At 66.8% G+C, this 26,634-nt stretch carries 23 protein-coding genes; 5 read left to right on the top strand and 18 right to left on the bottom strand.

All coding sequences use genetic code 11. The annotated features are described in order from the left end of the window. Nucleotides 1-372: 372 nt before the first annotated feature. The 3 genes from tyrS to LJ760_RS17210 all read right to left on the bottom strand — a co-directional run bounded on the left by tyrS (nt 373) and on the right by LJ760_RS17210 (nt 4,675). Complete coding sequence (tyrS, locus tag LJ760_RS17220) at nt 373-1,698, bottom strand: tyrosine--tRNA ligase (RefSeq protein ID WP_227924579.1); 1,326 nt, start codon at nt 1,696-1,698, stop codon at nt 373-375. 13 nt (nt 1,699-1,711) lie between these two features. Then, nucleotides 1,712-3,973 (bottom strand): HelD family protein, encoded by a 2,262-nt coding sequence (locus LJ760_RS17215; RefSeq protein ID WP_227924578.1) that lies wholly within the window; start codon nt 3,971-3,973, stop codon nt 1,712-1,714. A 147-nt stretch (nt 3,974-4,120) separates the two neighbouring features. Next, the gene (locus LJ760_RS17210; RefSeq protein ID WP_227924576.1) at nt 4,121-4,675 is read right to left on the bottom strand and encodes an adenine phosphoribosyltransferase; all 555 of its coding nucleotides are present in this window, start codon (nt 4,673-4,675) and stop codon (nt 4,121-4,123) included. Between the two features lie 194 nt (nt 4,676-4,869). Here LJ760_RS17210 and LJ760_RS17205 point away from each other — a divergent pair, with 194 nt between their 5' ends. Then, the gene (locus LJ760_RS17205) at nt 4,870-5,862 is read left to right on the top strand and encodes an aldo/keto reductase (protein ID WP_227924573.1); all 993 of its coding nucleotides are present in this window, start codon (nt 4,870-4,872) and stop codon (nt 5,860-5,862) included. Between the two features lie 57 nt (nt 5,863-5,919). On the opposite strand, the gene LJ760_RS17200 is transcribed toward LJ760_RS17205, so the two are convergent. Next, on the bottom strand, nt 5,920-6,573 hold the full coding sequence (locus tag LJ760_RS17200) for a DNA-3-methyladenine glycosylase (protein WP_227924570.1): 654 nt from the start codon (nt 6,571-6,573) through the stop codon (nt 5,920-5,922). Nucleotides 6,574-6,620: 47 nt separating this feature from the next. Then, nucleotides 6,621-7,478 carry an SRPBCC domain-containing protein gene (locus LJ760_RS17195; protein WP_227924569.1) on the bottom strand — a complete coding sequence of 286 codons (858 nt, stop codon included), beginning with the start codon at nt 7,476-7,478 and terminating at the stop codon, nt 6,621-6,623. A 167-nt stretch (nt 7,479-7,645) separates the two neighbouring features. Here LJ760_RS17195 and LJ760_RS17190 point away from each other — a divergent pair, with 167 nt between their 5' ends. Then, a complete protein-coding gene (locus tag LJ760_RS17190; RefSeq protein ID WP_227924568.1) occupies nt 7,646-9,202 on the top strand; it encodes an HNH endonuclease in 1,557 nt (518 codons plus the stop codon). Between the two features lie 100 nt (nt 9,203-9,302). On the opposite strand, the gene LJ760_RS17185 is transcribed toward LJ760_RS17190, so the two are convergent. From LJ760_RS17185 to argC, 9 genes are all read right to left on the bottom strand, one after another. Next, nucleotides 9,303-9,824: a pyridoxine/pyridoxamine 5'-phosphate oxidase gene (locus tag LJ760_RS17185; RefSeq protein ID WP_227924566.1), complete on the bottom strand. Its 522-nt coding sequence runs from the start codon at nt 9,822-9,824 to the stop codon at nt 9,303-9,305. Nucleotides 9,825-9,953: 129 nt separating this feature from the next. Then, nucleotides 9,954-11,411, bottom strand: a complete 1,458-nt coding sequence (gene argH, locus LJ760_RS17180; RefSeq protein WP_227924565.1) for an argininosuccinate lyase — start codon at nt 11,409-11,411, stop codon at nt 9,954-9,956. A 4-nt stretch (nt 11,412-11,415) separates the two neighbouring features. Continuing rightward, complete coding sequence (locus LJ760_RS17175; protein WP_227924563.1) at nt 11,416-12,624, bottom strand: argininosuccinate synthase; 1,209 nt, start codon at nt 12,622-12,624, stop codon at nt 11,416-11,418. Between the two features lie 97 nt (nt 12,625-12,721). Further along, on the bottom strand, nt 12,722-13,258 hold the full coding sequence (locus LJ760_RS17170) for an arginine repressor (protein WP_227924562.1): 537 nt from the start codon (nt 13,256-13,258) through the stop codon (nt 12,722-12,724). Beyond that, nucleotides 13,255-14,220 (bottom strand): ornithine carbamoyltransferase, encoded by a 966-nt coding sequence (gene argF / locus LJ760_RS17165; RefSeq protein ID WP_227924560.1) that lies wholly within the window; start codon nt 14,218-14,220, stop codon nt 13,255-13,257. Before argF ends, LJ760_RS17170 begins: the two co-directional genes overlap by 4 nt. Further along, the gene (locus LJ760_RS17160; protein ID WP_227924558.1) at nt 14,217-15,542 is read right to left on the bottom strand and encodes an acetylornithine transaminase; all 1,326 of its coding nucleotides are present in this window, start codon (nt 15,540-15,542) and stop codon (nt 14,217-14,219) included. Before LJ760_RS17160 ends, argF begins: the two co-directional genes overlap by 4 nt. Next, the gene (gene argB / locus LJ760_RS17155) at nt 15,535-16,461 is read right to left on the bottom strand and encodes an acetylglutamate kinase (RefSeq protein WP_227924556.1); all 927 of its coding nucleotides are present in this window, start codon (nt 16,459-16,461) and stop codon (nt 15,535-15,537) included. Before argB ends, LJ760_RS17160 begins: the two co-directional genes overlap by 8 nt. Before the next feature lie 13 nt (nt 16,462-16,474). Continuing rightward, nucleotides 16,475-17,695, bottom strand: a complete 1,221-nt coding sequence (gene argJ, locus LJ760_RS17150) for a bifunctional glutamate N-acetyltransferase/amino-acid acetyltransferase ArgJ (RefSeq protein WP_227924555.1) — start codon at nt 17,693-17,695, stop codon at nt 16,475-16,477. Beyond that, a complete protein-coding gene (gene argC, locus LJ760_RS17145) occupies nt 17,695-18,726 on the bottom strand; it encodes an N-acetyl-gamma-glutamyl-phosphate reductase (protein WP_227924552.1) in 1,032 nt (343 codons plus the stop codon). The genes argJ and argC overlap by 1 nt, the downstream gene beginning before the upstream one ends. Nucleotides 18,727-18,833: 107 nt before the next feature. Between argC and LJ760_RS17140 the strand changes: the two genes are divergently transcribed. Beyond that, nucleotides 18,834-19,796, top strand: a complete 963-nt coding sequence (locus LJ760_RS17140) for a quinone oxidoreductase family protein (protein ID WP_227924546.1) — start codon at nt 18,834-18,836, stop codon at nt 19,794-19,796. 61 nt (nt 19,797-19,857) lie between these two features. Here the strand turns inward: LJ760_RS17140 and LJ760_RS17135 are convergent, their stop codons facing one another. From LJ760_RS17135 to pheS, 3 genes are all read right to left on the bottom strand, one after another. Further along, entirely contained in the window at nt 19,858-20,469 is a 612-nt protein-coding gene (locus LJ760_RS17135; RefSeq protein WP_227924545.1) for an HAD family hydrolase, read from the bottom strand. Between the two features lie 150 nt (nt 20,470-20,619). Next, the gene (gene pheT / locus LJ760_RS17130) at nt 20,620-23,160 is read right to left on the bottom strand and encodes a phenylalanine--tRNA ligase subunit beta (RefSeq protein WP_227924543.1); all 2,541 of its coding nucleotides are present in this window, start codon (nt 23,158-23,160) and stop codon (nt 20,620-20,622) included. Further along, nucleotides 23,161-24,258, bottom strand: coding sequence for a phenylalanine--tRNA ligase subunit alpha (pheS, locus tag LJ760_RS17125; RefSeq protein ID WP_227924542.1), 1,098 nt, complete (start codon nt 24,256-24,258; stop codon nt 23,161-23,163). Between the two features lie 103 nt (nt 24,259-24,361). Between pheS and LJ760_RS17120 the strand changes: the two genes are divergently transcribed. Next, on the top strand, nt 24,362-24,871 hold the full coding sequence (locus LJ760_RS17120; protein WP_227924540.1) for a hypothetical protein: 510 nt from the start codon (nt 24,362-24,364) through the stop codon (nt 24,869-24,871). Between the two features lie 25 nt (nt 24,872-24,896). Beyond that, nucleotides 24,897-26,114 carry an Rv2578c family radical SAM protein gene (locus tag LJ760_RS17115; RefSeq protein WP_227924539.1) on the top strand — a complete coding sequence of 406 codons (1,218 nt, stop codon included), beginning with the start codon at nt 24,897-24,899 and terminating at the stop codon, nt 26,112-26,114. Between the two features lie 36 nt (nt 26,115-26,150). On the opposite strand, the gene LJ760_RS17110 is transcribed toward LJ760_RS17115, so the two are convergent. Next, a complete protein-coding gene (locus tag LJ760_RS17110) occupies nt 26,151-26,594 on the bottom strand; it encodes a (deoxy)nucleoside triphosphate pyrophosphohydrolase (RefSeq protein WP_331460741.1) in 444 nt (147 codons plus the stop codon). Between the last annotated feature and the right edge of the window lie 40 nt (nt 26,595-26,634).

Genomic DNA, 26,634 nt, shown 5'->3' with positions numbered 1-26,634 from the left:
GGACCCAGCATCCAACGGAGTCTTTTCCACCGGCCCTGCAAAGGGCGCGCACTGGTTGGACTCTGTTTTTTGTTGGGGTTTGGCCGCCATGCTCGGGCGCTTTTCCAGCGTCCCGGCCGCGGCGACTCATGTAACTTTACACATCGCTTCCGGTCCTTGCAAACCGGATCGGAGTGATCCGCCGCACAAGCCTCCGCACCCCTTATTCAGGGCCGGCAGCCTCGCCTTTGACCGGCGAGGACTGCCCCAAGTCCTGCAGGGGTTTCGCCGAAGCGGCCCCTTGCTCCCCTGGAAGTCCCCCACTGAGTGTCCCCTGTGGAAGTCCCCCTGTGGAAGTCCCCCACTGGAAGCCCCTCGAAGGAAGCATTAAAACTATACGGCGGAGACCTCAACGCTCGCAAGGGTCCGCTTTCCGCGCCGGAGTACCAGGTACCGGCCGTGGAGCAGGTCCTTCGAGTCCACTACGGCGTCGGCGTCAGTGACCTTGACGTTGTTCACGTAGGCACCACCCTCGGACACCGTGCGGCGTGCTTCGGACTTGGTCTTGGAAAGCTCCGACGCAACAAGCAGGTCAATGATGCCCAGTGAATCCGGGGACACCACGGCAGTCGGCAGCTGTTCCGTCGCAGCCTTCAAGGTGGCTTCGTCGAGTTCGGTCAGGTCACCCTGCCCGAACAGTGCGGCCGAAGCAGCGATGGCCTTGTCGGTTGCCTCGGTGCCGTGAATCAGTGACGTCACGTCGTAGGCCAGGGCCCGCTGTGCCTCCCGCTTGTGCGGCGCTTCCTTCACGGCACGCGCCAGCTCTTCGATCCGTGCCCTGCTCATGAAGGTAAAGACCTTGAGCCGGTCAATCACGTCCGTATCGGAGGTGTTGAGCCAGAACTGGTACATGGCGTACGGGCTGGTCATGTTCCCGTCCAGCCAGACCGCATTGCCTTCGCTCTTGCCGAACTTGGTGCCGTCACTGTTGGTGATCAGGGGGGTGCCCAGTGCGTGGACCGTCTTGCCCTCTACCTTGCGTACCAGTTCGGTGCCGCTGGTGAGGTTGCCCCACTGGTCGGACCCGCCGGTCTCGAGCACGCAGTTGTACTGGCGGAAGAGCTCGAGGTAGTCCATGCCCTGCAGGACCTGGTAGCTGAACTCCGCGTAGCTGATGCCTTCATCGGAGTTCAGGCGAGAGGAGACGATTTCCTTCTTGATCATCGTGCCCACCCGGAAGTGCTTGCCGACGTCGCGCAGGAAATCGATGGCGCTCATCGGAGCGGTCCAGTCCAGGTTGTTCACCATGCGGGCGGCGTTGTCACCCTCGAAGCTAAGGAAGCGCTGCACCTGTCCCTGCAGGTACCCGACCCACTCGCCAACGGTTTCCTTGGTATTCATGGTGCGTTCCGCCGTCGGGCGCGGATCTCCGACCAGCCCGGTGGAACCGCCGACCAGGGCCAGCGGCCGGTGGCCGGCAAGCTGCAGGCGCCGCATGGTGATCAACTGCACCAGGTTGCCAAGGTGCAGGCTCGGTGCCGTCGGGTCGAAGCCGCAGTAATACGTGATCGGTCCCCCGGCAAGAAGTTTTTCCAGTTCCGCCTCATCGGTGGAGACGTGCACAAGGCCTCGCCACTGGAGTTCCTGCCAGATGTTGGCGAAGGAGGAATCATTCTGCTGGGCGTCGAGGCCCTCGGGGTTCACGATATTGTCTGACACGCCTTCTAAATTATCAGTCTTCGGGAATGCCTGCCGGGATCCCGTTTGCAGCGATGAGTCGCAGCCGCTGCGTGGGGCGGGTCATGGCTACATACAGGTCGCCGACCTTGCCGGCTGCTGCGGTGAGCAGTTCGGACGGTTCGAGGATGACGACGCCGTCGAATTCCAGGCCCTTCGCCTCCCGCGGCGAGGTCACCACGATGTCCTGCTCCAGGCCGCCGGCGCCGGATCCCACGCGGGCTCCGTACACCCCGGAAAGCGCGCGGCGGACCGCGGCGAGCCGGTGGTCCTCGGCGATAACGGCGAGCAGGCCGCCGTCGAGCGCGTCCAGGTCCTCGGGCAGGGTCTCCAGCAGTCGCTGGATCAGGCCGTCTTCGGGCACCTCGTCAATGAACGGAGCCCAGCGCCCTTCGCGTACGGCCTTCGGGGCGGAGACCACGAGGCCGGCAGCGTTGGCCATGCGCACCGCGGCCTCCGCGATCTGCGCCGGGGTGCGGTAATTCACGGTGAGCTCTTCGAGCGTCCACCGCTCCCCCACGAACGGATCCAGTGCCGCCTGCCAGGACGTTGCCCCGGCAGCCGAGCTGGTCTGGGCAATGTCGCCCACCACGGTGAAGGACTTCAGCGGGCAGCGGCGCATCAGCAGCCGCCACTGCATGGCGGACAGCTCCTGCGCTTCATCAACCACGATGTGCCCGAAGGCCCAGGTGCGGTCGACGGCGGCACGGTCGGCAGCGGTCAGGCGCTGCTCGCCCACCGCGTTGTGGTCTGCCAGGTCTTCCGCGGAGAGGATGCCGTGGGCGCCGGAGTCCTCGAGGAAGCCCTCCGTATTGGCAATGGCGCTTTCGGCATTTGCGAGGTCGCGCTTGCGCTGTTCCTCACGGAGTGCGTTCTCGCGGCCGGCGGAGGCGTCAAGCTCGCCGAGGAGCTCGGCGGCTTCGTCCAGCAGCGGCACGTCGGATTCGGTCCACGGTGCCTCGGGGCTGCGGCGCAGCAGGTCCAGTTCCGCGTCGGAGAGGTCCGGGGCAGCCGCTTCCAGGTGTCCGGGCTTGCTGAACAGCTCGGTGATGAGTTTTTCCGGTGTCAGCGGCATCCAGCACAGGTTCAGTGCCACGCGCACGTCGCGGGCACTGCGGACGTCCTCCGCGAGGTAGGCCCGGTCGGTGCTGTTCCCGGCTCCGGCCGATTCCTCAAGCTGTTCGGTCAACTGCTCGGTAAGTTCGCGCAGCAGGATCTTCACGAAGGTGACGCGGGCTTCGTTGTGCGGCTTGCCGGTGGCGCGGGCCTTGTCACGGGCGCGCTGCACCTGCTTGGGGGTCAGCGTGAGGATGGTGCCTTCGACGTTCAGCTTCCGCGGACCGGCGGGCAGCCGCTGCCGGTTGGCAACCGCACGCGCGACGACGTCGGCCATGTACAGCCGTCCCTTTACCTCGGCCGTGGCCGGGTCCTCTTCATGCGCTGCGGTGATGCCGGGCATCAACTGGCCCAGGCTGGACATCACGACGCCGGTCTCGCCCAGGGAAGGCAGCACCCGTTCGATGTACCGGATGAAGGCATTGGACGGCCCCACCAGCAGCACACCGGCGGACTTCAGCCGTTCCCGGTGGGTGTAGAGCAGGTACGCTGCGCGGTGCAGCGCCACGGCGGTCTTGCCGGTACCGGGACCGCCCTGGACCACCAGGGTGCCGGAAAGCGGAGCCCGGATGATGCGGTCCTGTTCGGCCTGGATGGTGCCGACGATGTCGGACATCTGCCCGGTCCGCTTGGAGTTCAGCGCCGCGAGCAGCGCACCTTCACCCTGGAGGGCTTCGCCTTCTTCCAGCATGGAGTAGTCCAGCACGTCATCCTCGATGGCCTGCACGTCGCGGCCCTTCAGGATCAGGTGCCGGCGGCGTCGTACGCCCTGGCGCTCGAAAGCGGTGGCCTGGTAGAACGTACCGGCTTCGGGGGCGCGCCAATCGACCATCAGTCGCTGCAGCTCCGCCGTCGAAAGGCCGATGCGGCCGATGTAGCGTTCTTCGCCGTCGTCGAGGTCCAGACGGCCGAAAACGAGCCGGTCGTCGACGGCGTTCAGCTGCGCGAGGCGGTCCTCGTACATGGTGGCAAAGGCGTCCCGCTCGGAACGGTTCTGGTGCGAACCCGAGGCGTGGCTGCGCCGGATTGCGGCCAGCTGTTCCCGCTTTTCCTCACGCAGCTCATCGAGGCGTGAGTACAGTCCGGCGACGTACTGACGCTCGTGTTCCAGCTCGTTAGAAGCTGAAGGTGTTTCAGGCATGTTCGCGTTCCCTCTCGCAAAGGCAGAGCGTCAATCTTACAGTGCATTTGGACTTTTGCAGGTCCCTAATGTATGCGGTTTCTCTCTCAGCTGCTGCCTGCGAGGAACGCGTGTCGTACGGGCCTTCCCCTCATTGAGGGGACGGGCCTAGTAGCGGATCAGGGCGGTAACCGGGGTGTCGCCGAGGCGGTCCCGGCCGCCGAGGTCGCCCAGTTCCAGCACGACGCCGAATCCGGCCACTTCCGCGCCTGCCTTGCGGATCAGGCGTGCTGCGGCACCGAGGGTTCCCCCGGTGGCCAGCACGTCGTCGAGGATCAGGACGCGCGAGCCGACGGGCATGTCGTCGCGGTGCAGTTCCAGGGTGCTCTCGCCGTACTCCATCGAGTAGCTTTCGGAGAACACTTCGCGGGGCAGCTTACCGGGCTTGCGCACGGTGATGACGCCCTTGCCGGAGGCGTAGGCAGCGGCGGCGGCAAGCAGGAAGCCACGTGCTTCCACCCCTGCCACGAAATCGAACTGTCCCTCGAAGGGGGCAATGAGGGCATCTACTACGCGCCGGAGGGCGGGCCCGTCAGCAAAGACCGGGGTCAGGTCCCGGAAAACGATCCCGGGCTTGGGGTAATCAGGGATTACAGCGCCCAGGCGTTCGATGGTTTGTTCAATGGACTCGTGGTTATCCGGTTCTGCCGGGGCATCTTTCACCCGTCTACCTTACCCGTTCCACCCCGTTTCGCCGGAGCCGCACGGGCTCCTGTGGCACTTCTCTCGCGGGCTATCCGGCGCTGTCGGTCCGGGCCGGTAGAGGAATAAACGGCAACCGGAGGCGGTTCCATGTCCCGGGCCCCTCGGACGGGACCGGAATCTACCCGCACCAACAGTCAAGGACTGCAACACATATGGCTAACCTGCACGACGTGCTTAAGAACAAGATCGGATTCGGCACAGCTCCGCTGGGAAACATGTTCCGCGACATTCCCCAGGAAGAGGCGCTGGCGACGGTTGAAGCGGCCTGGAACGCAGGCATCCGCTACTTCGACACAGCTCCCTTCTACGGAGCCGGCCTGGCGGAATCCCGCCTTGGCGAGGTCCTCTCGCAGCACAACCGCGATGAGTATGCGCTTAGCACCAAAGTAGGACGGCTGATCCTGGACGAGGAAGAAGAAAAGGGCTCCGGCCTCTTCACCCACGGGCGTTCGAACAAGATCGCCACGGATTACAGCACGGACGCCACTCTGCGGTCCATCGAGGAGAGCCTGAACCGGCTCAAGACGGACCGCCTGGACTTTGTGTTCATCCACGACACGTCCCGGGACTTCCTCGGTGATGAATGGATCTCCAAGTTCGACGAGGCGCGGACCGGCGCGTTCCGGGTACTCGCCCGCCTGCAGGACGAGGGCGTCATCAACGGCTGGGGGCTGGGCGTCAACACCACCGAGCCCATCGAGCTGGCCATGGACATGGACGAGGCCGCGCCGACCATGAACCTCTCCGCCACCCAGTACACCCTGCTGCAGCATGAGCGTGCGCTGCAGCGCATGATGCCCATGGCGCAGGAAAAGGGAGTGGGCATTGTCGTCGGCGGCCCCTTCAACTCCGGCGCCCTGCTGGGCGGCGACTACTTCGATTACGCCGAGATCCCTCCGCAGGTTAAGGCACGGATTGCTGAGCTGACCTCTGTTGCCTCTCGGCACGATGTAAGCCTGAAAGCCGCTGCCCTGCAGTTCTCCGCTGCTCACCCCGCTGTAGCTGCGGTCATCCCGGGCTCCAGCCGGCCTGAACGTGTCGCGGAGGATATTGCGGCGATGAAGGCCGAGATTCCGGCTGCCTTCTGGGACGAGCTGCTGGAAAAGAAGCTCATTTCCGCGCAGGCACCGCTTCCGCGCTCCTAGCAGCAGTTTTGCAGACGGCGTTCCGGGTAACAGTTACCCGGAACGCCGTTCTGCGTTTCACGTCCGCAGGGCCGTAGCTGCCGCGGAGGCCGGCTGCCTGCGCGGCTGGGCGGGACGGTACTTGGACACGGTCGGGTCCCCGGTGAGCCAGTACCGCCACGGATATTCGTCCGAGCCGCCGGGGCCGCTGACTCCCACTCGCGGTCCGGTTGACAGGACTTCCCGGCCCGCCGGTTCGGCGGGGAGTGCAAGGTGCAGGGGGTGAGCGAACACATCCGCCCCGTCCAGCGGCCGGGAAATGCCCAGTGCCTGGGCCAGGCGTGCCGGACCGCGTGCCAGGTCCAGCGGGTTGCGCGGGTTTCCGCGCCGCACGGCGGCAATGTCCGCGCCCTCGATGATCTCGCCGGCGCGCAGCAGCAGCCCGGTGGCATCGCCTTCCGTTCCGCAGACTATGTTGGCGCAGTAGTGCATGCCGTAGGTGAAGTACACATAGAGGTGTCCCGCCGGCCCGAACATGGTGGCGTTTCGTGCCGTCTGGCCGCGGAACGCGTGGGAGCCGGGATCGGCGTCGCCCATGTAGGCCTCCACCTCGGTGATCCGCACACTGACGCGTTCGCCGTCGACGTCGTGGGTCAGGACCGCACCCAACAGCTGGGGTGCGGCGGAGGTGGCCGGGACGGCAAGACGTTCTCGTTCACTCGCAAAAGCCATACTCCGACGGTAGCAAGGTTCATTGGTGAGATTTTCCGTGCTGCTGCTCAGAAGCTCCCGGCAGAGGCTCCGTAGAACTCCTTCAGGGCCGCCAGCCTGCGCGAGCTGGGATGCCAGGGGTTTCCGGCAACGTGGTCGCCGGCGGCGTCCAGTGCCTGGTGCCACGCGGCGAGCAGGGCCGCTGCCTCGTCTGATCCGCCGTTTCCGCCGCCCAGCGGTTGCCGGACGACGACGCGGGTCCGGCCGCCGTCGTCCGTAATGTCAACGGAGGCCTCCGCACCGATGCCGAGTTCCGACGTCGCACGGTCCAGTGCGCTGCCGACATCGCCGGCGGGTGCGTTGAACCAGCGTTCGAAGACGATCCCGGCGGCATCCACGTGGCCCATCGTGGGCGAGACGTCGAATTCCTCCGCGTACGCGTCGCGGAGGGCCTGCCACTGGTCCATGGACACGCGGGCAGGTTCCCGGCCCGCGGCGACGTCGTCGAACACGTCCAGGATCCCCTGCCACCCCGCGGCGCCTTCGGTGAGGAAATCCGCACTGGGCTCATGCGTGCGGAACTGCAGCAATGAACCGTCGGGGGTTTCCAGCACCTGCCAGTCGAGGACGGATTCGTCCCCCAGCGGATCCTCCCAGGTGAACTGCAGGCTAAGTCCGGGGCTCATCTGCAGTACGGTTCCGGTGACCTCCGCGTTGCCCATGTCCAGCCGGTATTCCTTGCCGAGCTGCCAGCCGGGAGTCACTGTGCCGAGCCACTGGGCCACCTTGTCCCCGTTGGTCAACACCTCCCAGATGTAGCCCGCGGGAAAATCGAACCGGCGCTCAAAGACCAGGGTGTAGCCGTCGGGGCGGCGCTCGATTCTTCCGGTGGGAACCGGCGTTTCGACGGGGTTGGACTCGGTCATGGCGCGTCCTCCTGGGGTTCTTCCAAGGGTAGCTTCGGCGGGGGCGCCACCGGGAGGGTCGGGTAGGTAGTCGAAGCGAAAAGACGGGTATCCGGGGTGTCCGGTTCCGCGGTGATCCGGCAGGTTTTCGGGCCGGAAATGTCGGTGCGGGCTGAAAGCCTTGGGGTATGGAGAAGCACGGAGACGAAACGGGCGGCGGGGTCGGCGGCGGAGTCGCTGCCGGGGTGTTTTATGCCAGGCCCAAGAACCCGGAACGCCGGACCAGGTTCCCGGACGGGTTCACCGGCACCTTGGCCCTGCAGAACCCTGCCCGCCTGAACGAGGAAGCCACGTCGGCCGTCCTTCAGCGCCTGCACACGCTGGACGCCTGGCGGTACGCCCAGCAGGCACGCAGCCTGCAGCGTCTGCACGAACACGTCCGGGATGCCTGCACCACCCCGGGGAAAGCGGGTGCGGGACATAGTGCGGACCATTCGCAGGTGTTCAGCCTGACCGTCACGGAGGCCCAGACCCTGCTGTGCCTCTCCTACCAGGCAGCCGCCCGGCTGCTGGCCGACGCCTTGGACCTCTGCACCGGGTTCACGGCTACCCTCAGCGCCCTGGAAGCCGGCAATCTGACCTGCCGGCAGGCCGGAACCATCCTGGACCAATGCCGGTTCCTGGACGGAGCCGAGCAAACCCGTTTCGAGACGGACCTGCTCGCCCGCGCACCCGGACATACAGACGCGCAGTTCACCCGGACCGCGGTAGGGCTGCGAGAACGCCTGCACCCCGAAACCCTCATCCCCCGCCACCGCAAAGCCCTGGAGGCACGGAAGGTCTGGTTCGAAGCCCGTCCCGACGGGATGGCGGAACTCGGCGCCTACCTCGCCGCCGAACAGGGACAGCTGATCTACGGTGCCCTGACCACTGCGGCCCGCGGCGAACAGGCCGCCGGAGACCCCCGCAGCGTCGGCCAGCTCCGCGCCGACATTCTGACTTCGTTACTGACCGGCGCACCGGTTACCAGGCACGACGCGCCGGACCCGTCTACACCGCAGGCACCGCAGGCACCGCACCGGCGACGGGCAGGACACGGCCGTCCGGTCAGCGAACCGACGCCACCCGGTACCGGCGCCGGTGCGCGAACCGAGGTTATGGTGCTGGTCAACGCCGACACCCTCCTGGGCCTGGACGATCAGCCCGCGGAGCTCAACGGCTACGGACCCATCAGTGCCGAAACCGCCCGCCGGCTGGCCGAAAACGCCACCCACCTCACCGGCCTCGTGCAGGATCGGGCCACCGGGGACATCCTCGGTGTCGGGAAACGGCGCCGGATCCCACCCGGCCTGAGGCGCTGGCTCCAGGCCCGCGCCGGAACGTGCCGCTTCCCCGGATGCGACGCCCCCGCGGCAGGACACACCACCACCGAAATCGACCACACCCTGCCGTGGGCAAACGGCGGACCAACCACGCATACGAACCTCTCCCACTTGTGCCGGAAACACCACCGGTTCAAGACCCTCGGCCACTGGAAAGCACACCAATCCACCGACGGACCGAGCTCCGGGATCCTGGAATGGACCTCACCGCTCGGCCGGACCTACCAGACCTCACCCCAGCTCCGCCTGCGTGTCACCGGCCACGAGCCTCCTGACCGCCGGGCGGAACCACCACCCCACGAGGCGCCTCCCCACCGAGACGCCGCCCCACGAAACCCCGCCGCACGAGAGAGCGCCCATTGAGACGCCGCCGCACAAGACGCCGCCGTTCTAACGCCGGAACGGAATATCTCCTGCGATTCGGCTGCCGGCTTGGAGCCGCGGAGCCACTGGAGTCAGAGCCTCAGAAGACCATCCGATGCCGGATGTGATGCCGGTCGGCACGTGCCTGCCAGAATTCGATTTCCCGCGGCTTCAGCGCATACAGCTGCCACTGCGGGTTCGAGCTCCCGTCCGATGCCGGCCTGGCATCCCAGTCGGCGGCCGATGCTTGCCGGGAGAGTTCCACTACAGCTCCGGCAACGCGAATCTGGCGGCCGAGTTCCGGCCAGTAGAAGTTCATTGCAGCATTCGGGTTCTCGGCCAGTTCTCCGCCTTTGCGCGAGGTACGGGCAGTGGCAAACTGCCAGCCGCCGTCGTCGTCAATGTCCTTGAGGATGAGCATCCGGGAGGAGACGTGCCCGCCTCCGTCGGCCGTGGCAAGGGAAAACGCGTGCGGCTGCCGCACCCCGGCGGCCAGCGCACCGGAAAGCCACTCGCGGAAAAGTTCTGCGGGGTCCTGCGGCCCGGCAGAGGGATCGAAGTCGGGAAGATTCACGGGAAAGTCCGGAAGGGCACGCAGCCGGGCCCGGAAGGAATCAGTCATGCCGCCCAGCGTAGCCGTGTGCGGGCGCCGCCTGCCCCGCCCGCCCGCCTGCTCCTTAGCCCGGCACCGAAAAAGAAACGGACCCCGGGGAGGTGCACTCCATCGGGGTCCGTCACAGGTCGCGCAGATTCAGCCTACGTAACCGCGCACCTCGCCGATCTGGCGGATCAGCTCCGCCAGTTGCAGCTCGACAGCGGACCGGGCAGTACCGCCCTGGGAGCTGCGGCTGTCCAGCGAGCCTTCGGTGCTGAGCACGGTGCGCACCTCGGGCGTCAGGTGCGGAGAGATTCCGGCATAGTCTTCATCGGTCAGGTCCCAGAGTTCGACGCCGCGCCCCTCGGCCAGCTGCACAGCGGCTCCGGAGAGCTCATGCGCCTCACGGAAGGGCACGCCCTGGCGGACCAGCCACTCGGCAATGTCGGTGGCCAGGGCAAAGCCCTGCGGCGCCAGCGACTGCATCCGCTCGGTGTTGAACTTCAGGGTTGCGATCATCCCGGACACCGCCGGAAGCAGTACCTCGAGGGTATCGGCAGCATCGAAGACCGGTTCCTTGTCTTCCTGCAGGTCACGGTTGTAGGCCAGCGGAAGGCCCTTCAGGGTGGCCAGCAGCCCGGCAAGGTCGCCGATCAGCCGTCCGGCCTTGCCGCGGGCAAGTTCGGCAACATCCGGATTCTTCTTCTGCGGCATGATCGAGGACCCGGTGGAGTAGGCGTCATCGAGCGTGATGAAGGAGAACTCCTTCGTGGCCCAGATGATGATCTCCTCGCTGACCCGGGACAGGTCGACGCCGATCATGGCGGCAACCCACGAGAACTCCGCGTAGACATCTCGGGAAGCAGTTCCGTCAATGGAGTTCCAGACAGCGGAATCGAATCCCAGGTCCTCCGCCACGGCGTTCGGATCAAGGCCCAGCGAGGAGCCGGCCAGGGCACCGGAACCGTAGGGAGAGACTGCCGCACGCTTATCCCAGTCGGCCAGCCGCTGCACATCGCGCAGCAGGGACCAGGCGTGCGCCAGCAGGTGGTGGCTGAGCAGGATGGGCTGGGCATGCTGCAGATGGGTGCGTCCGGGCATCGCCACGCCGAGGTGGTCCTGCGCCTGGCCCACCAGTGCGTCGATGACGGACAGCACGCCGGCGCCGATGATGCGGGCGTGGTCCCGTAGATACATCCGCCCCAACGTGGCGATCTGGTCATTGCGGGACCGGCCTGCGCGCAGCTTTCCGCCCAGCTGGGTTCCCGCCCGCTCAATCAATCCGCGTTCCAGTGAACCGTGGACATCCTCGTCGGACTCCGCCGGCACATACGCACCCGACTTCACATCGGCGTCGAGCTGGTCCAGGGCTGCAAGCATCCCCTCCAACTCGCCGTCGTCGAGCAGGCCGGCCTTGTGCAGCACGCGTGCGTGGGCACGCGAGCCGGCAATGTCGTAGCCGGCAAGCCGCCAGTCGAAGTGGGTGGATTTGCTCAGCTCGGCAAGGGCGTCTGCCGGGCCGCCGGCGAACCGGCCGCCCCACAGGGCACCTTGGACGGTTGAACCGGAGGTCCCGGTACCCGCTGCTTCTTCTGGCGACTTGCCGTCTGTCATGTGCTTACTTACCTTCTGCTAGGCGCTGGTCGCGGCCGGAGGCCACCTTGGAGGACATCCCGAACAGCTCGATGAAACCGCGGGCCATGGACTGGTCGAAGCTGTCGCCGGTGTCGTAGGTGGCCAGGTTGAAGTCATACAGGGATGACTCGGAGCGGCGTCCCGTAACCACCGGGCGGCCGGCGTCGAGGGTCATGCGGATGTCGCCGGAGACGTACTGCTGGGTGTCGCCGATGAAGGCGTCCAGGGACTGCTTCAGCGGGGAGAACCACTGGCCGTCGTAGACCAGCTCGGTCCAGCGCTGGCCGACCGTCTTCTTGAAACGGGCCTGCTCGCGCTCCACCGTGACGTTTTCCAGCTCGCGGTGCGCAGCCATCAGCGCCATGGCGCCGGGGGCTTCGTAGATTTCGCGGCTCTTGATGCCCACGAGGCGGTCTTCGACAATGTCGATCCGGCCGATGCCCTGGGCGCCGGCGCGGCGGTTCATTTCCTCGATGGCCTGCAGCGGGGTGACCGGCTTGCCGTCAATCGCGACCGGCACGCCTTCCTTGAAGGTGATGACGACTTCATCCGGGGCGGAAGCCGACGCCGGATCGGAGGTGTACTCGTACACGTCCGGGGTGGGGCCGTTCCAGATGTCTTCGAGGAAGCCGGTCTCCACGGCACGTCCCCAGACGTTGGCGTCAATGGAGAACGGGTTCTTCTTGGTGGTGACGATCGGCAGGTTCTTCTCCTCGGCAAAGGCGATGGCCTTGTCGCGGGTCAGGGCCAGGTCGCGGACCGGTGCGATGCACTTCAGGTCCGGGCCCAGGGTCTGGATGCCGACTTCGAAACGCACCTGGTCATTGCCCTTGCCGGTGCAGCCGTGGGAGACGGTGGTGGCGCCGAACTGGCGGGCAGCAGCCACCAGGTGCTTCACGATGACGGGACGCGAGAGTGCCGACACCAGCGGGTAGGCATCCATGTACAGGGCGTTGGCCTTCAATGCCGGCATGCAGTACTCAGTGGCGAATTCCTCGCGGGCATCGGCAACGTAGGCTTCCACGGCGCCGCAGTCCAGGGCTCGCTGGCGCACGGTTTCCAGGGACTCGCCGCCCTGTCCTACATCTACGGCAACGGCAATAACTTCAGCGCCGGTTGCCTCGGCAATCCAGCCGATGGCTACTGACGTATCCAGGCCACCGGAATAGGCCAGAACAATACGTTCGCTCACGGATTTCGCTCCTCTTGCATTGGTTGCGGCCCGTACGGGGCCGCTGGTTGGTTCAGGATGAAAGTCTTGGGTTGTGGTGCAGCGGGCCGGGACCTGGTTACAGGATCCGGCTTTCGGGTGCGGAGCCGTTGTTGCTGGCTTCGTCTGCGATCCGCAGGAAACGGGCCGCGAGGTCGGGGCCGCCCTCGGGGTCCCGGGTCACCATCATCACCGTGTCGTCGCCGGCGATGGTGCCCAGTACCGACGGCAGCACGGAATGGTCGATGGCCAGTGCCAGGAAGTTCGCGGCTCCGGGCGGAGTCCGCAGCACCACGATATTCGCAGACGCCTCGGCGGTAACCAGCAGTTCACCGCAGAGCCGGGCCAGCCGTGCATCCAGCACTTCCTGCGTGACTCCGGATTTAGGCGCCCGTTCCCCGCCCTCGGACGGAACGGCATACACCAGGGCACCGTCCTTGCCGCGCATGCGCACGGCACCGAGTTCCACCAGGTCGCGGGAGAGCGTCGCCTGCGTAACCTGCACGCCGTCGTCGGCCAACAGTGCCGCGAGCTCGGCCTGGGAACGGATGGAAAGACCCGTCAGGAGGGTGCGGATGCGCGCCTGGCGCGCCGTCTTCGTTGCCGGCATGGTCATGCCCGTGCCTCCGGAATTCCAGTGAGGCCGGACTGCGCCATGAGCCAGACCATCAGGGCCTTCTGCGCATGCAGCCGGTTTTCCGCTTCGTCCCAGACCACCGACTGCGGTCCGTCGAGCACATCGGCGGAGATTTCGTAGCCGCGGTAGGCGGGCAGGCAGTGGAGCACGACGGCGTCGCCCGCCGCCTGCGCCATCGCGTCGGCGTCCACGGCGTAGCTGCGGAACAGCTCCTGCCGGGCGGCCTTTTCGGCTTCCTGCCCCATGGACACCCAGGTGTCGGTGGCGACGACGTCGGCACCGGCCACCGCTTCGACGGCGTCCGTAGTGATGGTCACGGAGCCGCCGGTCTCCTCGGCACGGGCCGCAGCGGCGTCAACAATCCGCGGATCGGGCAGGTAGCCCAGAGGGCCGGCCACCCGGACGTGCATTCCGGCTGTCACGCCGGCGAGCAGGTAGGAGTTGGCCATGTTGTTGGCGCAGTCACCGAGGTAGGCCAGCGTGAGGCCGGCGAGCCTGCCCTTGTGCTCGCGGATGGTCATCAGGTCCGCCAGGAGCTGGCACGGGTGGTAGTCGTCCGACAGCGCGTTGATGACCGGAACCGAGGAGTTGGCAGCCATTTCCTCCAGGCCGGCCTGTGCGTAGGTCCGCCAGACGATGGTGGAAACCATGCGTTCCAGCACCTTGGTGGTGTCCGCGACGCTCTCCTTATGTCCCAGCTGGGACTCCCCCGCGCCGATGATCAGCGGAACGCCGCCCAGATCGGAGATGCCGGCCGCAAAGGACACCCGGGTCCGGGTGGAGGTCTTGTCGAAGATGACGGCCACGGTCTTGCGGCCGGTGGATTCGCCGGCGAACGGCTGGTGTTTGTAGCGGTCCTTCTTGAGCGCATCGGCCAGATCCAGGACTTCTGCCTGTTCCGCCTGCGTGAGGTCGGTGTCGACCAGGAAATGACGGGTCATGGTTTTCCTTCAGTGGTTGTGCCGGTGGCACCGGGTACGGAGTCTGGGGTGGTCGCGGCGGCGGGAACGGAAGCGGCACCCGTGTCCGAGGCACCACCAGCGGCCGCTCGCAGGATACCCGGCAGTGCGTCCAGGAAGGTGCCGGCCTGCTCCGGAGTCAGGATCAGCGGCGGGGCCAGCCGCAGCGTTCCCGGGCCGGTGCTGTTGATGATGAAACCCGCTTCCAGAGCGGCCGCGACCATGGCGGGAGCAGCGTCGTCGACCAGGTCGATGCCGATGAGGAGGCCCTCCCCGCGCACCTCGGCCACGAAATCCAGAGCTGCGAGTTCCCGGCGCAGGTAGTCCCCGGTGCTGCGCACATTGGCCAGAACCGATTCCAGCACGGACAGGGTAGCCAGGGCTGCAGCGGCAGCCACGGGATTCCCGCCGAACGTGGTGCCGTGCATTCCGGCCGCCAGCAACCCGGAGGTCCGCTCGCCGAAGGTGATCATGGCGCCGACGGGGAAGCCGCCGCCGAGTCCCTTGGCCAGGGTCATGGCATCCGGAAGGACGCCTTCGGAGGCGAACCATTTGCCCGTACGGCCGATGCCGGTCTGCACTTCGTCAATGACCAGCAGCGCGCCTGCAGCGCGGGTGGCCTCGCGGGCGGCCTGCAGGTAGCCCGGGGGAAGCATCCGTACTCCTGCCTCGCCCTGGATCGGTTCCAGGAAAACAGCGGCTACGGTCTCATCTACTGCGCCCAGCAGTGCGTCGATGTCCCCGAACGGAAGGTGCTCCACTCCCCCGGGCAACGGTTCGAAGGGTTCCCGGTAGGCAGGTTTTGCCGTGAGGGCCAGCGCTCCCATGGTCCTGCCGTGGAAAGCTCCTTCGAGCGCCAGGATCCGGGTGCGACCGGCAGCGGGGTCGGAGTTCCGCCGGGCCAGCTTGAAGGCTGCCTCGTTGGCTTCGGCACCGGAGTTCGCAAAGAACACCTTCGAACCCTGCGGAGCGTCGGCAAGCGCCAGCAGCCGTTCGGCCAGCTCCACCTGCGGAAGGCTGGTGAAGAAGTTGGACACGTGGCCGAGGGTGGCAAGCTGATCGGACACCGCCGCCACGAGTGCCGGATGGGCGTGGCCCAGGGAGTTGACGGCAATGCCGCCCAGCAGGTCGAGGTACTGCTTCCCGTCGGCGTCTTCCACATAGCAGCCGCTGCCGCGGACAAGCACCCGCTGCGGAGCACCGAAGACGCCCATCAGGGAGGAACCGTAGCGGTTCAGCCATTCCTCCTGCGTGCCCTGGGCTGCCGTTCCGGGCATTGCGCCCCGGGTATCCGGGTTATGCATCTTTGTCCTCCGGTACTACCTGGGTGCCGATTCCGGCTTCGGTGAAGATTTCCAGCAGCATGGAGTGCGCCATCCGGCCGTCCACTACTGCGGCGCGGTCAACGCCGCCGTCTACGGCGGCGAGGCATGCCTGCATCTTGGGGATCATGCCCGCTTCGAGGCCGGGCAGCATGGCCCGCAGTTCCCCGGCGGTCAGGGAGGAGATCAGCGAGGACTTGTCCGGCCAATCTCCGTAGAGGCCCTCCACGTCCGTGAGGACCACCAGCCGCGACGCGCCGAGGGCTACGGCCAGGGCAGAGGCGGCCGTATCGGCGTTGACGTTGAGCACCTGTCCGGTGGGGCCGCCGTCGGCATCCACCTCCGGTGCCACAGTGCTGATCACCGGGATCCGTCCGGCGGCAATGATGTCCAGGATCGCGCCGGGGTTGACCCCCGTCACTTCCCCGACCAGGCCGAGGTCCAGTTCCTCTCCGTCCACCACGACGCCGGTCCGTACGGCCTCCAGCAGGCCGCCGTCCTCGCCGGACAGTCCGACGGCGTAGGGACCGTGCGCGTTAACGAGGCCTACGAGCTCGCGGCCCACCTGGCCGGTCAGGACCATGCGCACCGCGTCCATCGCCTCGGGAGTAGTCACCCGCAGCCCGCCGCGGAATTCGGAGGCGATACCGAGCCGGTCCAGCATGGCGCTGATCTGCGGGCCGCCGCCGTGGACAACCACCGGGTGCACGCCGGCGTGGTGGAGGAACACGATGTCCTCGGCAAAGGCCCGTCGAAGGTCGTCGTTAACCATGGCGTTGCCGCCGTATTTGATGACCATGGTGGTGCCCGCGAAGCGCTGGATCCAGGGCAGTGCTTCGATCAGCGTTGCCGCTTTGTCCTGTGCCCGCAGCCGTTCGCCGGCCGCTGCTGGTGTGATCATGCCTGTCCCCCGGTTAGCTGCTGTACGCAGAATTCTCATGGACGTAGTCCGTGGTGAGATCGTTCGTCCAGATCGTGGCGCTTTCCGTACCCGCGTGCAGGTCGATTTCCACGCTGACCGCACGCGGTGCCAGGTCCACGTTCTCCCGGGGGTCTCCGATGCCGCCGTTCCGGCAGACCTGCACGCCGTTGATGGTGACGTCAATCCGGTCCGGTTCGAATGCCACATCGGTGGTTCCGACCGCGGACAGCACCCGACCCCAGTTCGGATCGTTGCCGAAGATGGCTGTCTTGAACAGGTTGGAGCGGGCGACGGCGCGGGCAGCGGTTTCCGCGTCGGCCACCGTGGCGGCATTGACCGTGGTGATGGCGATGTCGTGGCTGGCGCCTTCGGCATCGGTGATCAGCTGCTGTGCGAGCGAGAAGCAGACCTCCGTGAGTCCGCCGGCGAATTCCCCTGCTTCAGGTGCCGCACCTGAGGCACCGGAGGCCATCAGGATCACGGTGTCGTTGGTGGACATGCAGCCGTCCGAATCGGTTCGGTCGAAGGTCAAAGCGGTTGCGGCCCGCAGCGCCGAGTCCAGGGCGGGTGCCGGGAGATCCGCGTCGGTCGTCAGGACCACCAGCATTGTGGCGAGTCCGGGCGCGAGCATTCCGGCTCCCTTGGCCATGCCGCCGATGCGGTAGGTCCGGCCCGCGCTGTCCGTGCCGGTGAAGACTGCCTGCTTGGCGACGCTGTCAGTGGTCATGATGGCATGCGCCGCGTCTGCGCCTGCGTCGGCGGACAGGAGCCCGGCTGCCGCTTCGATGCCCGGAAGCAGTTTGTCCATCGGCAGCTGGACGCCGATCAGGCCGGTGGAGCAGACAAGCACGTCGGAAGCGCTGAGCCCCAGGAGTTCCGCGGTCTTTTCAGCGGTGGTGTGGGTGTTCCGGAATCCCTCGCTGCCGGTGCAGGCGTTGGCGCCGCCGGAGTTCAGGATGACGGCGTCTGCCCGTCCATCGGACACTGCCTGCCGGGACCACAGCACCGGAGCGGCTGTGATGCGGTTACGGGTGAAGACGGCCGCGGCAGCCTTCGACGGACCGTCGTTGACGACCAGGGCGACGTCGCGTCCCCCGGAATCCTTCAGGCCTGCGGCCACGCCCGCGGCACGGAAACCCGCCGGGGCGGTGATGCCGGTGACGGGTCCAGTGGTGCTTTCGGTGGTCGCACTGGTCGTTGATTCGGCGCTCATTACGGTGCCACTCCCTGCTGGGTCAGTCCCGCGGTTTCATCCAGACCGAGGGCAATATTCATGGACTGCACGGCGCCGCCGGCTGTTCCCTTGTTGAGGTTGTCAATGACGCAGCTGACAATCACCCGGTTCGCGTGGGCGTCGTAGGCGAGCTGCATCACGGCGTAGTTGGAGCCGACCACCATCTTGGTGGCGGGCCACTGGCCTTCCGGCAGCACCCGGACGAAATGTTCTGACGCGTATGCCTGTTCCCACGCTGTGCGCAGGGCCGCAGGGTCGACGCCGGGGCGGACCTTCGCGGTGGCGGTGGTAAGGATGCCGCGGGCCATCGGAGCAAGCGTGGGCGTGAAGGACACGGCCACGGGCTCTCCGGCGGCGGCGGACAGGCCCTGTTCGATTTCAGGGGTGTGCCGGTGGGTGCCGCCCACACCGTAGGGACTCATGCCGCCCAGGACTTCCGAGCCCAGCAGGTGGGGCTTGGCGGCCTTGCCGGCGCCCGAGGTGCCGGAGGCCGACACGATGACGACGTCCTGCGGCTCCAGCAGGCCGGCGGCAAAGCCGGGTGTCAGTGCGAGCAGGGAACTTGTCGGGTAGCAGCCGGGGACGGCAATCCGGCGGGCGCCCTTGAGCCGGTCGCGGTGTCCGGGCAGTTCGGGCAGTCCGTAGGGCCAGGTACCCGCGTGCGGAGAACCGTAGAACTTTTCCCACGCGATGGGATCCTCGAGCCGGTGGTCGGCGCCGGCGTCGATCACCAGCGTGTCCGGATCCAGCTGGGCGGCAATCCCCGCGCTGGCGCCGTGCGGCAGGGCGAGGAAAACGACGTCGTGTCCCGCCAGCGTCTCGACGGTGGTGTCCGCCAGCACCCTGTCGGCGAGGGAATGCAGGTGCGGCTGCAGCTCCCCGAGCCGGCTGCCGGCATTGCTGTGGGCCGTGATGGCACCAATGGAAACCTCCGGGTGGCCGGCCAGCAGGCGCAGCACTTCACCCCCGGCATAGCCGCTGGCGCCCGAGACTGCTACGGAAATCGTCATGTCCCCACCCTACAGCACACTTATGCACTGTCTCCAATATTTATGCAAACCGTATGATGGGGACCATATCGAGCCAGTACGTTCCAGCCAGCAAAAGAGGCCATGCCATGCACAAAGCCATTGTCGTCCCGCAGCCGGGCGGACCGGAAATCCTGCGCTATGAAGACGTTGACCTGCCGCAGCCCGGCCCGCGGCAGGTGCTGGTCAAGGTCGCCGCAACCGGGGTGAACTTCATCGACACCTATAAGCGCAGTGGCATTTATCCGATGTCATATCCCTTCATTCCCGGTTCGGAGGCCGCTGGGACCGTGGTGTCCGCAGGGCTTGAATCCGGCTTCCGGGAGGGTGACCGGGTAGCCACGGCAGAAGGTGGCGGGGCCTATGCGCAGTACATGCTGTTGGACGCGGACGTGGCGCTGCCGGTGCCCGGGGGCATCCGGGACGACACCGCTGCGGCACTGCTGCTGCAGGGTATTACCGCGCATTACCTGTGCAACTCCACGTTTCCGGTGCAGGAAGGACAGACGGCGCTGGTGCATGCCGGTGCCGGCGGCGTCGGACTGCTGCTGATCCAATTGCTCAAGGCCAAGGGCGCGACGGTGATCACCACCGTGTCCACCGAGGAGAAGGAGCTCCTGGCCGAAGGCGCCGGGGCCGACCATGTGCTGCGCTATGACGGTTTCACCGGTCAGGTGCGTGCCCTCACCGGCGGGCAGGGAGTGGACGTGGTTTACGACGGCGTCGGGCAGGCCACCTTCGACGGCTCGCTCGCCAGCCTGCGCACCCGGGGCATGATGGTGCTCTTCGGCGCTGCCTCCGGGCAGGTCCCGCCGTTCGACATCCAGCGGCTGAACTCCTCCGGTTCCCTGTTCCTGACCCGGCCCACGATTGCGCATTACCTGCTCACACCCGAAGAACGCCGGTGGCGGGCCCGGGAACTCTTTGACGCGGTTCTGGCCGGCAAGCTGGACGTGCGGATCGGACAGACCTATCCGCTGGCCGAGGCCTCCCGTGCGCACGCTGACCTTGAAGGGCGGAAGACCACCGGAAAGGTACTACTGGTTCCGTAAGCCGGAAGCGGCTCCGCCAAGTGCAGCCGGCCCGTCCCGGTGCTGCCGGCGGAGCCCGCTCTTACCGGCCACGCCCGGCAAGCTCGGCCCGAAGGTCCGTCCCGCTGGTGTGGAGCACCGTGTGGAACCCCATGGCCCGAGCCGTCGAAATGTTCTGCAGGTTGTCGTCGATAAAGACGATGCCCTCCGGCGCAGCACCAAGGCCGGCAACCACCCGGTCGAAGATCCGCCGGTCCGGCTTCACCAGGCCCATCTGCCCGCTGAAGTACAGCTTCGAGAAATACTGCGCCCAGGACGATTCGGTGGAATACCGCCGCGACATGCCCGCCGGCATGTTGGAGAGCAGGGCAAGGTTGGCGCCGTCGCTGTGCAGCGTCTGCAATACCTCCACTGTCCGGGGATTCAGATGGGACCACTGCGCGGCGTCCAGTTCCTCCAAGGTTTCCACCTCTGCCGGGACCGGATCCCGGCCAAGCACGCTTCCCCAGTACTGCGCCGGGGTCAGCCGGCCGGCGTCGAAGTCTTCGCGCCTTTCCCAATACGGGCTCGTTCCGGCCGCCAGCTCCCGGAGGCCGGTGGCCTGTTCCAGCAACCGCCAGTCCTCCGGGGCGGGGGCGGTGGAAATCACCATGCCGTAGTCGAAGAGGTACCAGTGCGGGCCGGAGGATGTCATCGCCACAGCTTAGCGAACGGTCCGGAGTGCGGCAGCTGTGTTCAGTTCCCGCCGGAATCCGGCAGGGCTTACCCAAACGGCAGGGCTTAAACGCAGCAGGCCCCGCCGGATAACGACATCCGGCGGAGCCTGCTGGTTGGTTGGATAACCCTAGCGCTGAACGGCACCGAACCGTTCGGCGGCCAGCGAGACGGCTGCGGCACGGGCCTCGGAGGCTTCGTCCGCGGTCAGGGTACGGTCCGGCGCGCGGAAGCGCAGCGCGAACGCGAGCGACTTGTGCCCGGGCTCAATGCCCTGCCCTGCGTAGACGTCGAACAGGGCCACATCTTCGAGCAGTTCCCCGGCTCCTTCGCGCAGTGCCTCGCGGACCTGCTCGGCGGGAACGTCCTCTGCCACCACCAGCGCCACGTCCTGCGTGGAAATGGGGAAGCTGGAAATCGGACGGGCAACGATGACGTCGGGGGCGGCGTCGAAAATCGCATCCACGTTCAGTTCCGCAGCCACCGTGCGGGCAGGCATGTCCCGTGCGGCCAGGAGCTTGGGGTGCAGTTCGCCGGCGTAGCCCACGGTCTCGCCGCTGCGCAGTGCGATGCGTGCGGTGCGGCCGGGGTGGAACGCCTGGTGGGTGCCCTGTTCCACCACGAGTTCCACGCCGAGGACGTCGCCCATCAACCGGGCGTAATCGACGGCGTCGGCCCAGTCCCAGGCGCGGGGCGTGTTGCCGGCACCGGGAGCGGACTCATGGCCGGCCAGCAGGACGCCCACATGCAGCGGCTGGTCGGGAATTCCGGCGTAGAGCTCGTCCAGGACTTCCTCGGACGGCTTGGCACCCAGCGGCGGGATGCTCTCCGTGCCCAGGTGCTCGCCGGGCAGGAAGACCGTGCCCGATTCGAACAGTGCCAGATCCCGGAAGCCGCGGGACATGTTGCGTTTCGCAACCTCGAACAGGCCGGGCAGCACCGAGGTGCGCAGGTAGCCGTACTCGGCGCTGAGCGGATTGGCCAGCTTCAGGGCCGGGCGGGTGCCCGGCTCCGGAGCACCGAAGGTGTTGTTGTCCACCTCGGTCACGAACGGATAGGCCAATACCTCCGTAAGGCCGGCTGCTGCAAGTGACTGCATGAGCCGGCGGCGCTGCTGCTGCAGGCGGGTCAGGCCGCGCCCGGGAGGGGCGACCGGCAGGGTGGACGGAATCTTGTCATAGCCCACCAGTCGGATGATTTCCTCAGTGAGGTCCTCGCGCGTCTCCAGGTCCGGGCGCCAGCTCGGCGGCGTCACCAGGTAGCCGTCGTCGGTCTTCTCGACCGTAGCGCCCAGGTCCTCCAGCGTCCCGGTGATCTGGGACTCGGTGAAGTCCAGGCCGATCAGCTGGGCCGGGAACTGTGCGGGCAGTTCGATGCGCCGCGGCGCGGGGGCCGTGCCGACGTCGGTAATGGACTCATCGGCCGTGCCGCCGGCGAGTTCCACCAGCAGGTCCACCGCACGCTGCGCGGCGACGTCGGCAACGTTCCAGTCCACGCCGCGTTCGAAGCGCTTGGACGCTTCGGAGGGCAGCCGGTGCCGGCGGCGGGAGCGGGCAATGCTGACTTCCTCGAAGTGGGCGGCTTCGATCAGGACATTCTGCGTTCCGTCGGCAACCTCGGTGGCAGCTCCGCCCATCACGCCGGCGATGCCGATGGCACCGGTTCCGTCAGTGATCAGCAGGTCCTCCGGGGAAAGCCGGCGTTCCTTCTCGTCCAAGGTCTTCAGGGTTTCGCCCTCGGCGGCGCGGCGGACCACGATCTCGCCGGTGAGCTTATCCAGGTCGTAGAAGTGCAGCGGCTGGCCGAGTTCGAGCATCACGTAGTTGGAAATGTCGACTACCAGCGAGATCGACCGCATGCCCGCCAGGCGCAGGCGCGAGGACATCCACGGCGGGGTGGGCCGGGAGGTATCGACGCCGCGGACGGTCCGGGCCACGAACCGGTCGCAGCCGGGCTTGCCGTAAATGGGCGCGGCGTCGTCGAGCCGCACCGGGTAGCCGTTGCCGTCTGCCTGCGGAACAACGACGGCGGCAGCCGGGTCGGTGAACTTGGTGCCCGTGGCGTGGGCATATTCACGGGCGGCGCCGCGGATGGAGAAAACGTAGCCGCGGTCCGGAGTGACGTTGATTTCCGCCGCCTGGTCGTACAGGCCGAGCAGTTCCATCGCGTCCGTGCCCACCTCGGGGTCCAGCCCCAGGGTGGAGAGCACCAGGATGCCGTCATGGTCCTCGCCGATGCCGAGTTCTCGCACGGAGGCAATCATGCCGGCCGAGACGTGGCCGTAGGTCTTGCGCGGGCTGATGCGGAAGTCTCCGGGCAGCACGGCACCGGGCAGGGTGACAACAACCTTGTCCCCTACCTTGAAGTTGTGCGCGCCGCAGACAATGCCCTGCACGCCGGAGGGCTCGATGCCCTTGCCGGTCAGGGGCTGCTCGGCACCTTCCGGCACCACACGGACCGTGCACCAGTTGATGGTCTTGCCGTTGCTCTGCGGCTCCGGCTCCATGCTGAGCACCTGGCCCACCACGATCGGACCCTGCAGGTCATCGGTGGGACGGTGGACGTCTTCTTCTTCCAGACCAACGCGCACGAGGTCTTCCATCACGTCTTCGGCGGTTGCGTCCGCCGGTACCTGGGCATACTCGCGCAGCCAGGAAAGTGGGATTCTCACTTAGATCTCCATCCCGAAGTGTTCGCTGAAACGTACGTCGCCTTCAATCATTTCGTGCATGTCCGAAACCTCGTTGCGGAACATGAGGGCACGGTCAATGCCCATGCCGAAGGCAAAACCTGAATAGACCTCGGGGTCGATCCCGGCGGCGCGGAGCACGTTGGGGTTGACCATTCCGCAGCCGCCCCATTCGATCCAGCGCGGGCCGCCCTTGGCGCCCGGGTGCCAGATGTCCAGCTCGGCGCTGGGTTCGGTGAAGGGGAAGTAGTTCGGCCGCAGCCGGACCTTCGCTTCATCACCGAATAGAACACGCGTGAAGTGCTCCAGGGTGCCGACCAGGTCAGCCATGGTCAGGCCCTTGTCGATGGCCAGGCCTTCGAACTGGTGGAAGACCGGGGTGTGCGTGGCGTCCAGCTCGTCGGTGCGGAACACCTTGCCGGGGCAGAGCACGTAGATCGGCAGGTCGCGCTCAAGCATGGAGCGGACCTGTACCGGGGAGGTGTGCGTACGCATAACCAGGTGCGCCTCGGGCGGTTCCACGAAGAAGGTGTCCTGCATTTCTCGGGCCGGGTGGTCCGGCTTGAAGTTCAGCGCGTCGAAGTTGAACCACTCGGATTCCACTTCGGGGCCTTCCGCGATTTCCCAGCCCATGCCGACGAACACATCCGCCACCCGGTCCTGCAGGGTGGAGATGGGATGCCGGCCGCCGATGTGCCGGCGGCGGGGAGCTGCGGTGACGTCCACGGCCTCTTCGACGAGGATCCGGGCGTCGCGCTCCGCTTCAAGCTCAACGGTGCGGGCGGCGAGCGCGGAGTTGATCCGGCCGCGGGCGGGGCCCACGAGTTTGCCGGCGGCGGCCTTCTGGTCCTTGGGGAGCTTGCCGATGGTCCGGTTCGCTCCGCTCAGCGGCGACTTCTCGCCGGTGACGGCAATCCGGACTTCCTTGAGCTCACTCAGGTCCGCGGCCGCGGCAATGGCGGCGAGCGCCTGCTCGACGGCGGCGGCTATGGCGGCTTCATCCAGCGGATTCGGCGGCTCGGGCTGGGTGCCCTCAGGGGAAGTATCTGGGGAACCGGTCCCCGGTGTGGAGTTAGACATGTACTGTTCTTACCTGTTTCCGGCCCTAGTTGGGTTCTGGCTTATCATTGCAAGTCTAGTAGACGCCCCCGACCGGGCCGTCATACTGCCGCTGGGAGGTTCCATGCCGTCCGTACCGATCGTTCTCCGACCGCGCGCAGTCTCTATCCGCCGCTGGATCAATCTGCTGAATCTCTCCACCCCTGCGGGTGTGCTGCTGGCGCGGGCCACCGGGTGCAGCATCACCCCGGGGCCGCAGAAGATCACCCTCGCCGAGGGCTATCCGCTGCCACTCCCCCGTGCGGCCGCGTTCACCGTCGGCAACGTGGTCCTCTACCGTTCCTCCTCGGCCCGCCGCATCCACGCGCCGGACAGCCCGCTGCTGCGCCACGAGACGCGCCACAGCACGCAGTATGCCCTCCTGGGTCCGTTCTTCCTGCCCGCGTACTCTGCGGCTGCGGCCCTCTCGCGCGTGATTGCCGGCGATCCGGCGTCGGCGAATCCGTTTGAACGGCTGGCCGGGCTGCGCGACGGCGGGTACCGGCCGAACCCCGGAAGGCCGCGGCGGCGCCCCCGGACCCGCGTTACCCCGGCAGTCCGGCATCGGCGCCCGCCCAGCGGCACTACCCCCTGATTCGAACATATGTTCTAATAATGGGATGAGGTGGCAAGGTCAGGAACTGAAGGCATCACCCGCGAAGGGCAACGAACCCGGAACCGCCCAAGGGGAGCCCGGGCCGGCTACGGCATCCGGTTCGCTCCAGGCCGCTTCGGCAGTGCCCCCTGCGGGAGGGCCTGCAGAAACTCCCGGTGCAGCAACGTCCCCTGCAGGACCACCCCTTGCAGCACTGCCGCTTACCGCAGTTTCGGGCACCACGGATCCGCTCATCCCGCTGCAGGGCCTGGTCCGCTCCGTGCGTACGCCGGACTTTGCGGGCGTGACCTTCCACGAGGTCGTGGCCAAGTCGGTGCTCAACAAGGTGGGCGGCGGCTCTAATATGCCCTTCGAATGGACCGTCAATCCGTACCGCGGCTGCAGCCATGCCTGTGTTTACTGCTTCGCCCGCAAGACCCACACCTACCTGGATATGGACAGCGGCGCCGATTTCGACAGCCAGCTGGTGGTCAAGGTCAATGCTGCCGAAGTCCTGCAGCGGGAACTCGCACGGCCCTCCTGGCAGCACCACCATGTGGCCATGGGCACCAATACGGACCCGTACCAGCGGGCCGAGGGCCGCTACCAGCTCATGCCCGGCATCATCCGCGCCCTGGCGGACAGCGGCACGCCTTTCTCCATCCTGACGAAGGGCACCCTGCTGGCCCGCGATATCCCGCTCCTGAAGGAGGCCTCCGGGCAGACCGAAATCGGCATGGGTATTTCGCTGGCACTGGTGGACCCCGAACTGGCTAAGCGGGCGGAACCGGGAACGCCCACACCCCGTGCGCGGCTGGAGCTGATCAGCCGGCTGCGGGATGCCGGACTCCCCTGTTCGGTCATGGCCATGCCGATCCTGCCCTGGCTGACCGACGGCGACGAATCCCTCGATGCCCTGTTCTCCGCGCTCTCATCGGCCGGCGCCACGGGGGTCACGGCGGGTGCGCTGCATCTGCGGCCCGGTGCCCGCGAGTGGTACCTCGAGTTCATTGCCCGGCACTACCCGCAGCTCTCCGGCAAATACGCTGACCTGTACGGCAAGGGAACGTATGCGTCGAAGGAATACCGGGACTGGCTGGCCGGGCGGATCCGGTTCTTCAAGGCCAAGTACGGTTTTACCGGCGGGGCACGGTTCCTGCGGCCCGCCGGCACCCATGCCACCCGCGCCGTGACCGGGAAGGAAACCGCCACCGCGGCCTCGCCCCAGGACGCCCTGTTCTAGCACGTTCCCGGACAGCCCGGTGGCGCGCCACCGCGGCTAAGCCGCAGTAACAGCCTCCAGCAGCGCGGTGACAATCGGCAGGTCCGCCGGTATCCAGGCGAGGCCCATCAGTGCCTCTGCGTTGAGGTCAACCCAGCGGAGCTCGCTGTGGTCTTCGAGGGGCTCGGCTGTTCCTTCGGTGATCTCGGCGAACCAGACCCGCATGGCAGCGACGTCGTTCAGCCTCCACCCTTCGTCCAGCGGCCCGGTGATTTCAGCACCCAACTGCACCCGGATGCCCAGCTCTTCGGCGAGTTCGCGGTGCAGGGCCTCCGTGCAGCTTTCTCCGGGTTCCACTTTTCCGCCCGGGAACTCCCACAACCCGGCAAGCGCTTCCGGGGCGCTCCGGCGGGCCGCCAATATCCGGGAAGGCTGCCGGAGGCTGTCCACCAGCGCACCGCCCACAACCTGTTTAGTGATTTGCGTTGATTCAATGGCCACGAAAGAAGTCTATGCGGACGCTCGGTACGGTCAGGCCGCC

This window comes from Arthrobacter sp. zg-Y895 (genome assembly GCF_020731025.1).
Lineage (GTDB): Bacteria > Actinomycetota > Actinomycetes > Actinomycetales > Micrococcaceae > Arthrobacter_B.
This window is presented reverse-complemented; position numbering and strand designations above follow the sequence as displayed.

Excerpts from the sequence above, each read along its gene's own strand:
- LJ760_RS17215 (WP_227924578.1), bottom strand. The coding sequence starts at position 3,973 with ATGCCTGAAACACCTTCAGCTTCTAACGAGCTGGAACACGAGCGTCAG.
- LJ760_RS17205 (WP_227924573.1), top strand. The coding sequence starts at position 4,870 with ATGGCTAACCTGCACGACGTGCTTAAGAACAAGATCGGATTCGGCACA.
- LJ760_RS17200 (WP_227924570.1), bottom strand. The coding sequence starts at position 6,573 with ATGGCTTTTGCGAGTGAACGAGAACGTCTTGCCGTCCCGGCCACCTCC.
- LJ760_RS17195 (WP_227924569.1), bottom strand. The coding sequence starts at position 7,478 with ATGACCGAGTCCAACCCCGTCGAAACGCCGGTTCCCACCGGAAGAATC.
- LJ760_RS17190 (WP_227924568.1), top strand. The coding sequence starts at position 7,646 with ATGGAGAAGCACGGAGACGAAACGGGCGGCGGGGTCGGCGGCGGAGTC.
- LJ760_RS17185 (WP_227924566.1), bottom strand. The coding sequence starts at position 9,824 with ATGACTGATTCCTTCCGGGCCCGGCTGCGTGCCCTTCCGGACTTTCCC.
- argH (WP_227924565.1), bottom strand. The coding sequence starts at position 11,411 with ATGACAGACGGCAAGTCGCCAGAAGAAGCAGCGGGTACCGGGACCTCC.
- LJ760_RS17170 (WP_227924562.1), bottom strand. The coding sequence starts at position 13,258 with ATGACCATGCCGGCAACGAAGACGGCGCGCCAGGCGCGCATCCGCACC.
- argF (WP_227924560.1), bottom strand. The coding sequence starts at position 14,220 with ATGACCCGTCATTTCCTGGTCGACACCGACCTCACGCAGGCGGAACAG.
- LJ760_RS17160 (WP_227924558.1), bottom strand. The coding sequence starts at position 15,542 with ATGCATAACCCGGATACCCGGGGCGCAATGCCCGGAACGGCAGCCCAG.
- argB (WP_227924556.1), bottom strand. The coding sequence starts at position 16,461 with ATGATCACACCAGCAGCGGCCGGCGAACGGCTGCGGGCACAGGACAAA.
- argJ (WP_227924555.1), bottom strand. The coding sequence starts at position 17,695 with ATGAGCGCCGAATCAACGACCAGTGCGACCACCGAAAGCACCACTGGA.
- argC (WP_227924552.1), bottom strand. The coding sequence starts at position 18,726 with ATGACGATTTCCGTAGCAGTCTCGGGCGCCAGCGGCTATGCCGGGGGT.
- LJ760_RS17140 (WP_227924546.1), top strand. The coding sequence starts at position 18,834 with ATGCACAAAGCCATTGTCGTCCCGCAGCCGGGCGGACCGGAAATCCTG.
- LJ760_RS17135 (WP_227924545.1), bottom strand. The coding sequence starts at position 20,469 with ATGACATCCTCCGGCCCGCACTGGTACCTCTTCGACTACGGCATGGTG.
- pheS (WP_227924542.1), bottom strand. The coding sequence starts at position 24,258 with ATGTCTAACTCCACACCGGGGACCGGTTCCCCAGATACTTCCCCTGAG.
- LJ760_RS17120 (WP_227924540.1), top strand. The coding sequence starts at position 24,362 with ATGCCGTCCGTACCGATCGTTCTCCGACCGCGCGCAGTCTCTATCCGC.
- LJ760_RS17115 (WP_227924539.1), top strand. The coding sequence starts at position 24,897 with ATGAGGTGGCAAGGTCAGGAACTGAAGGCATCACCCGCGAAGGGCAAC.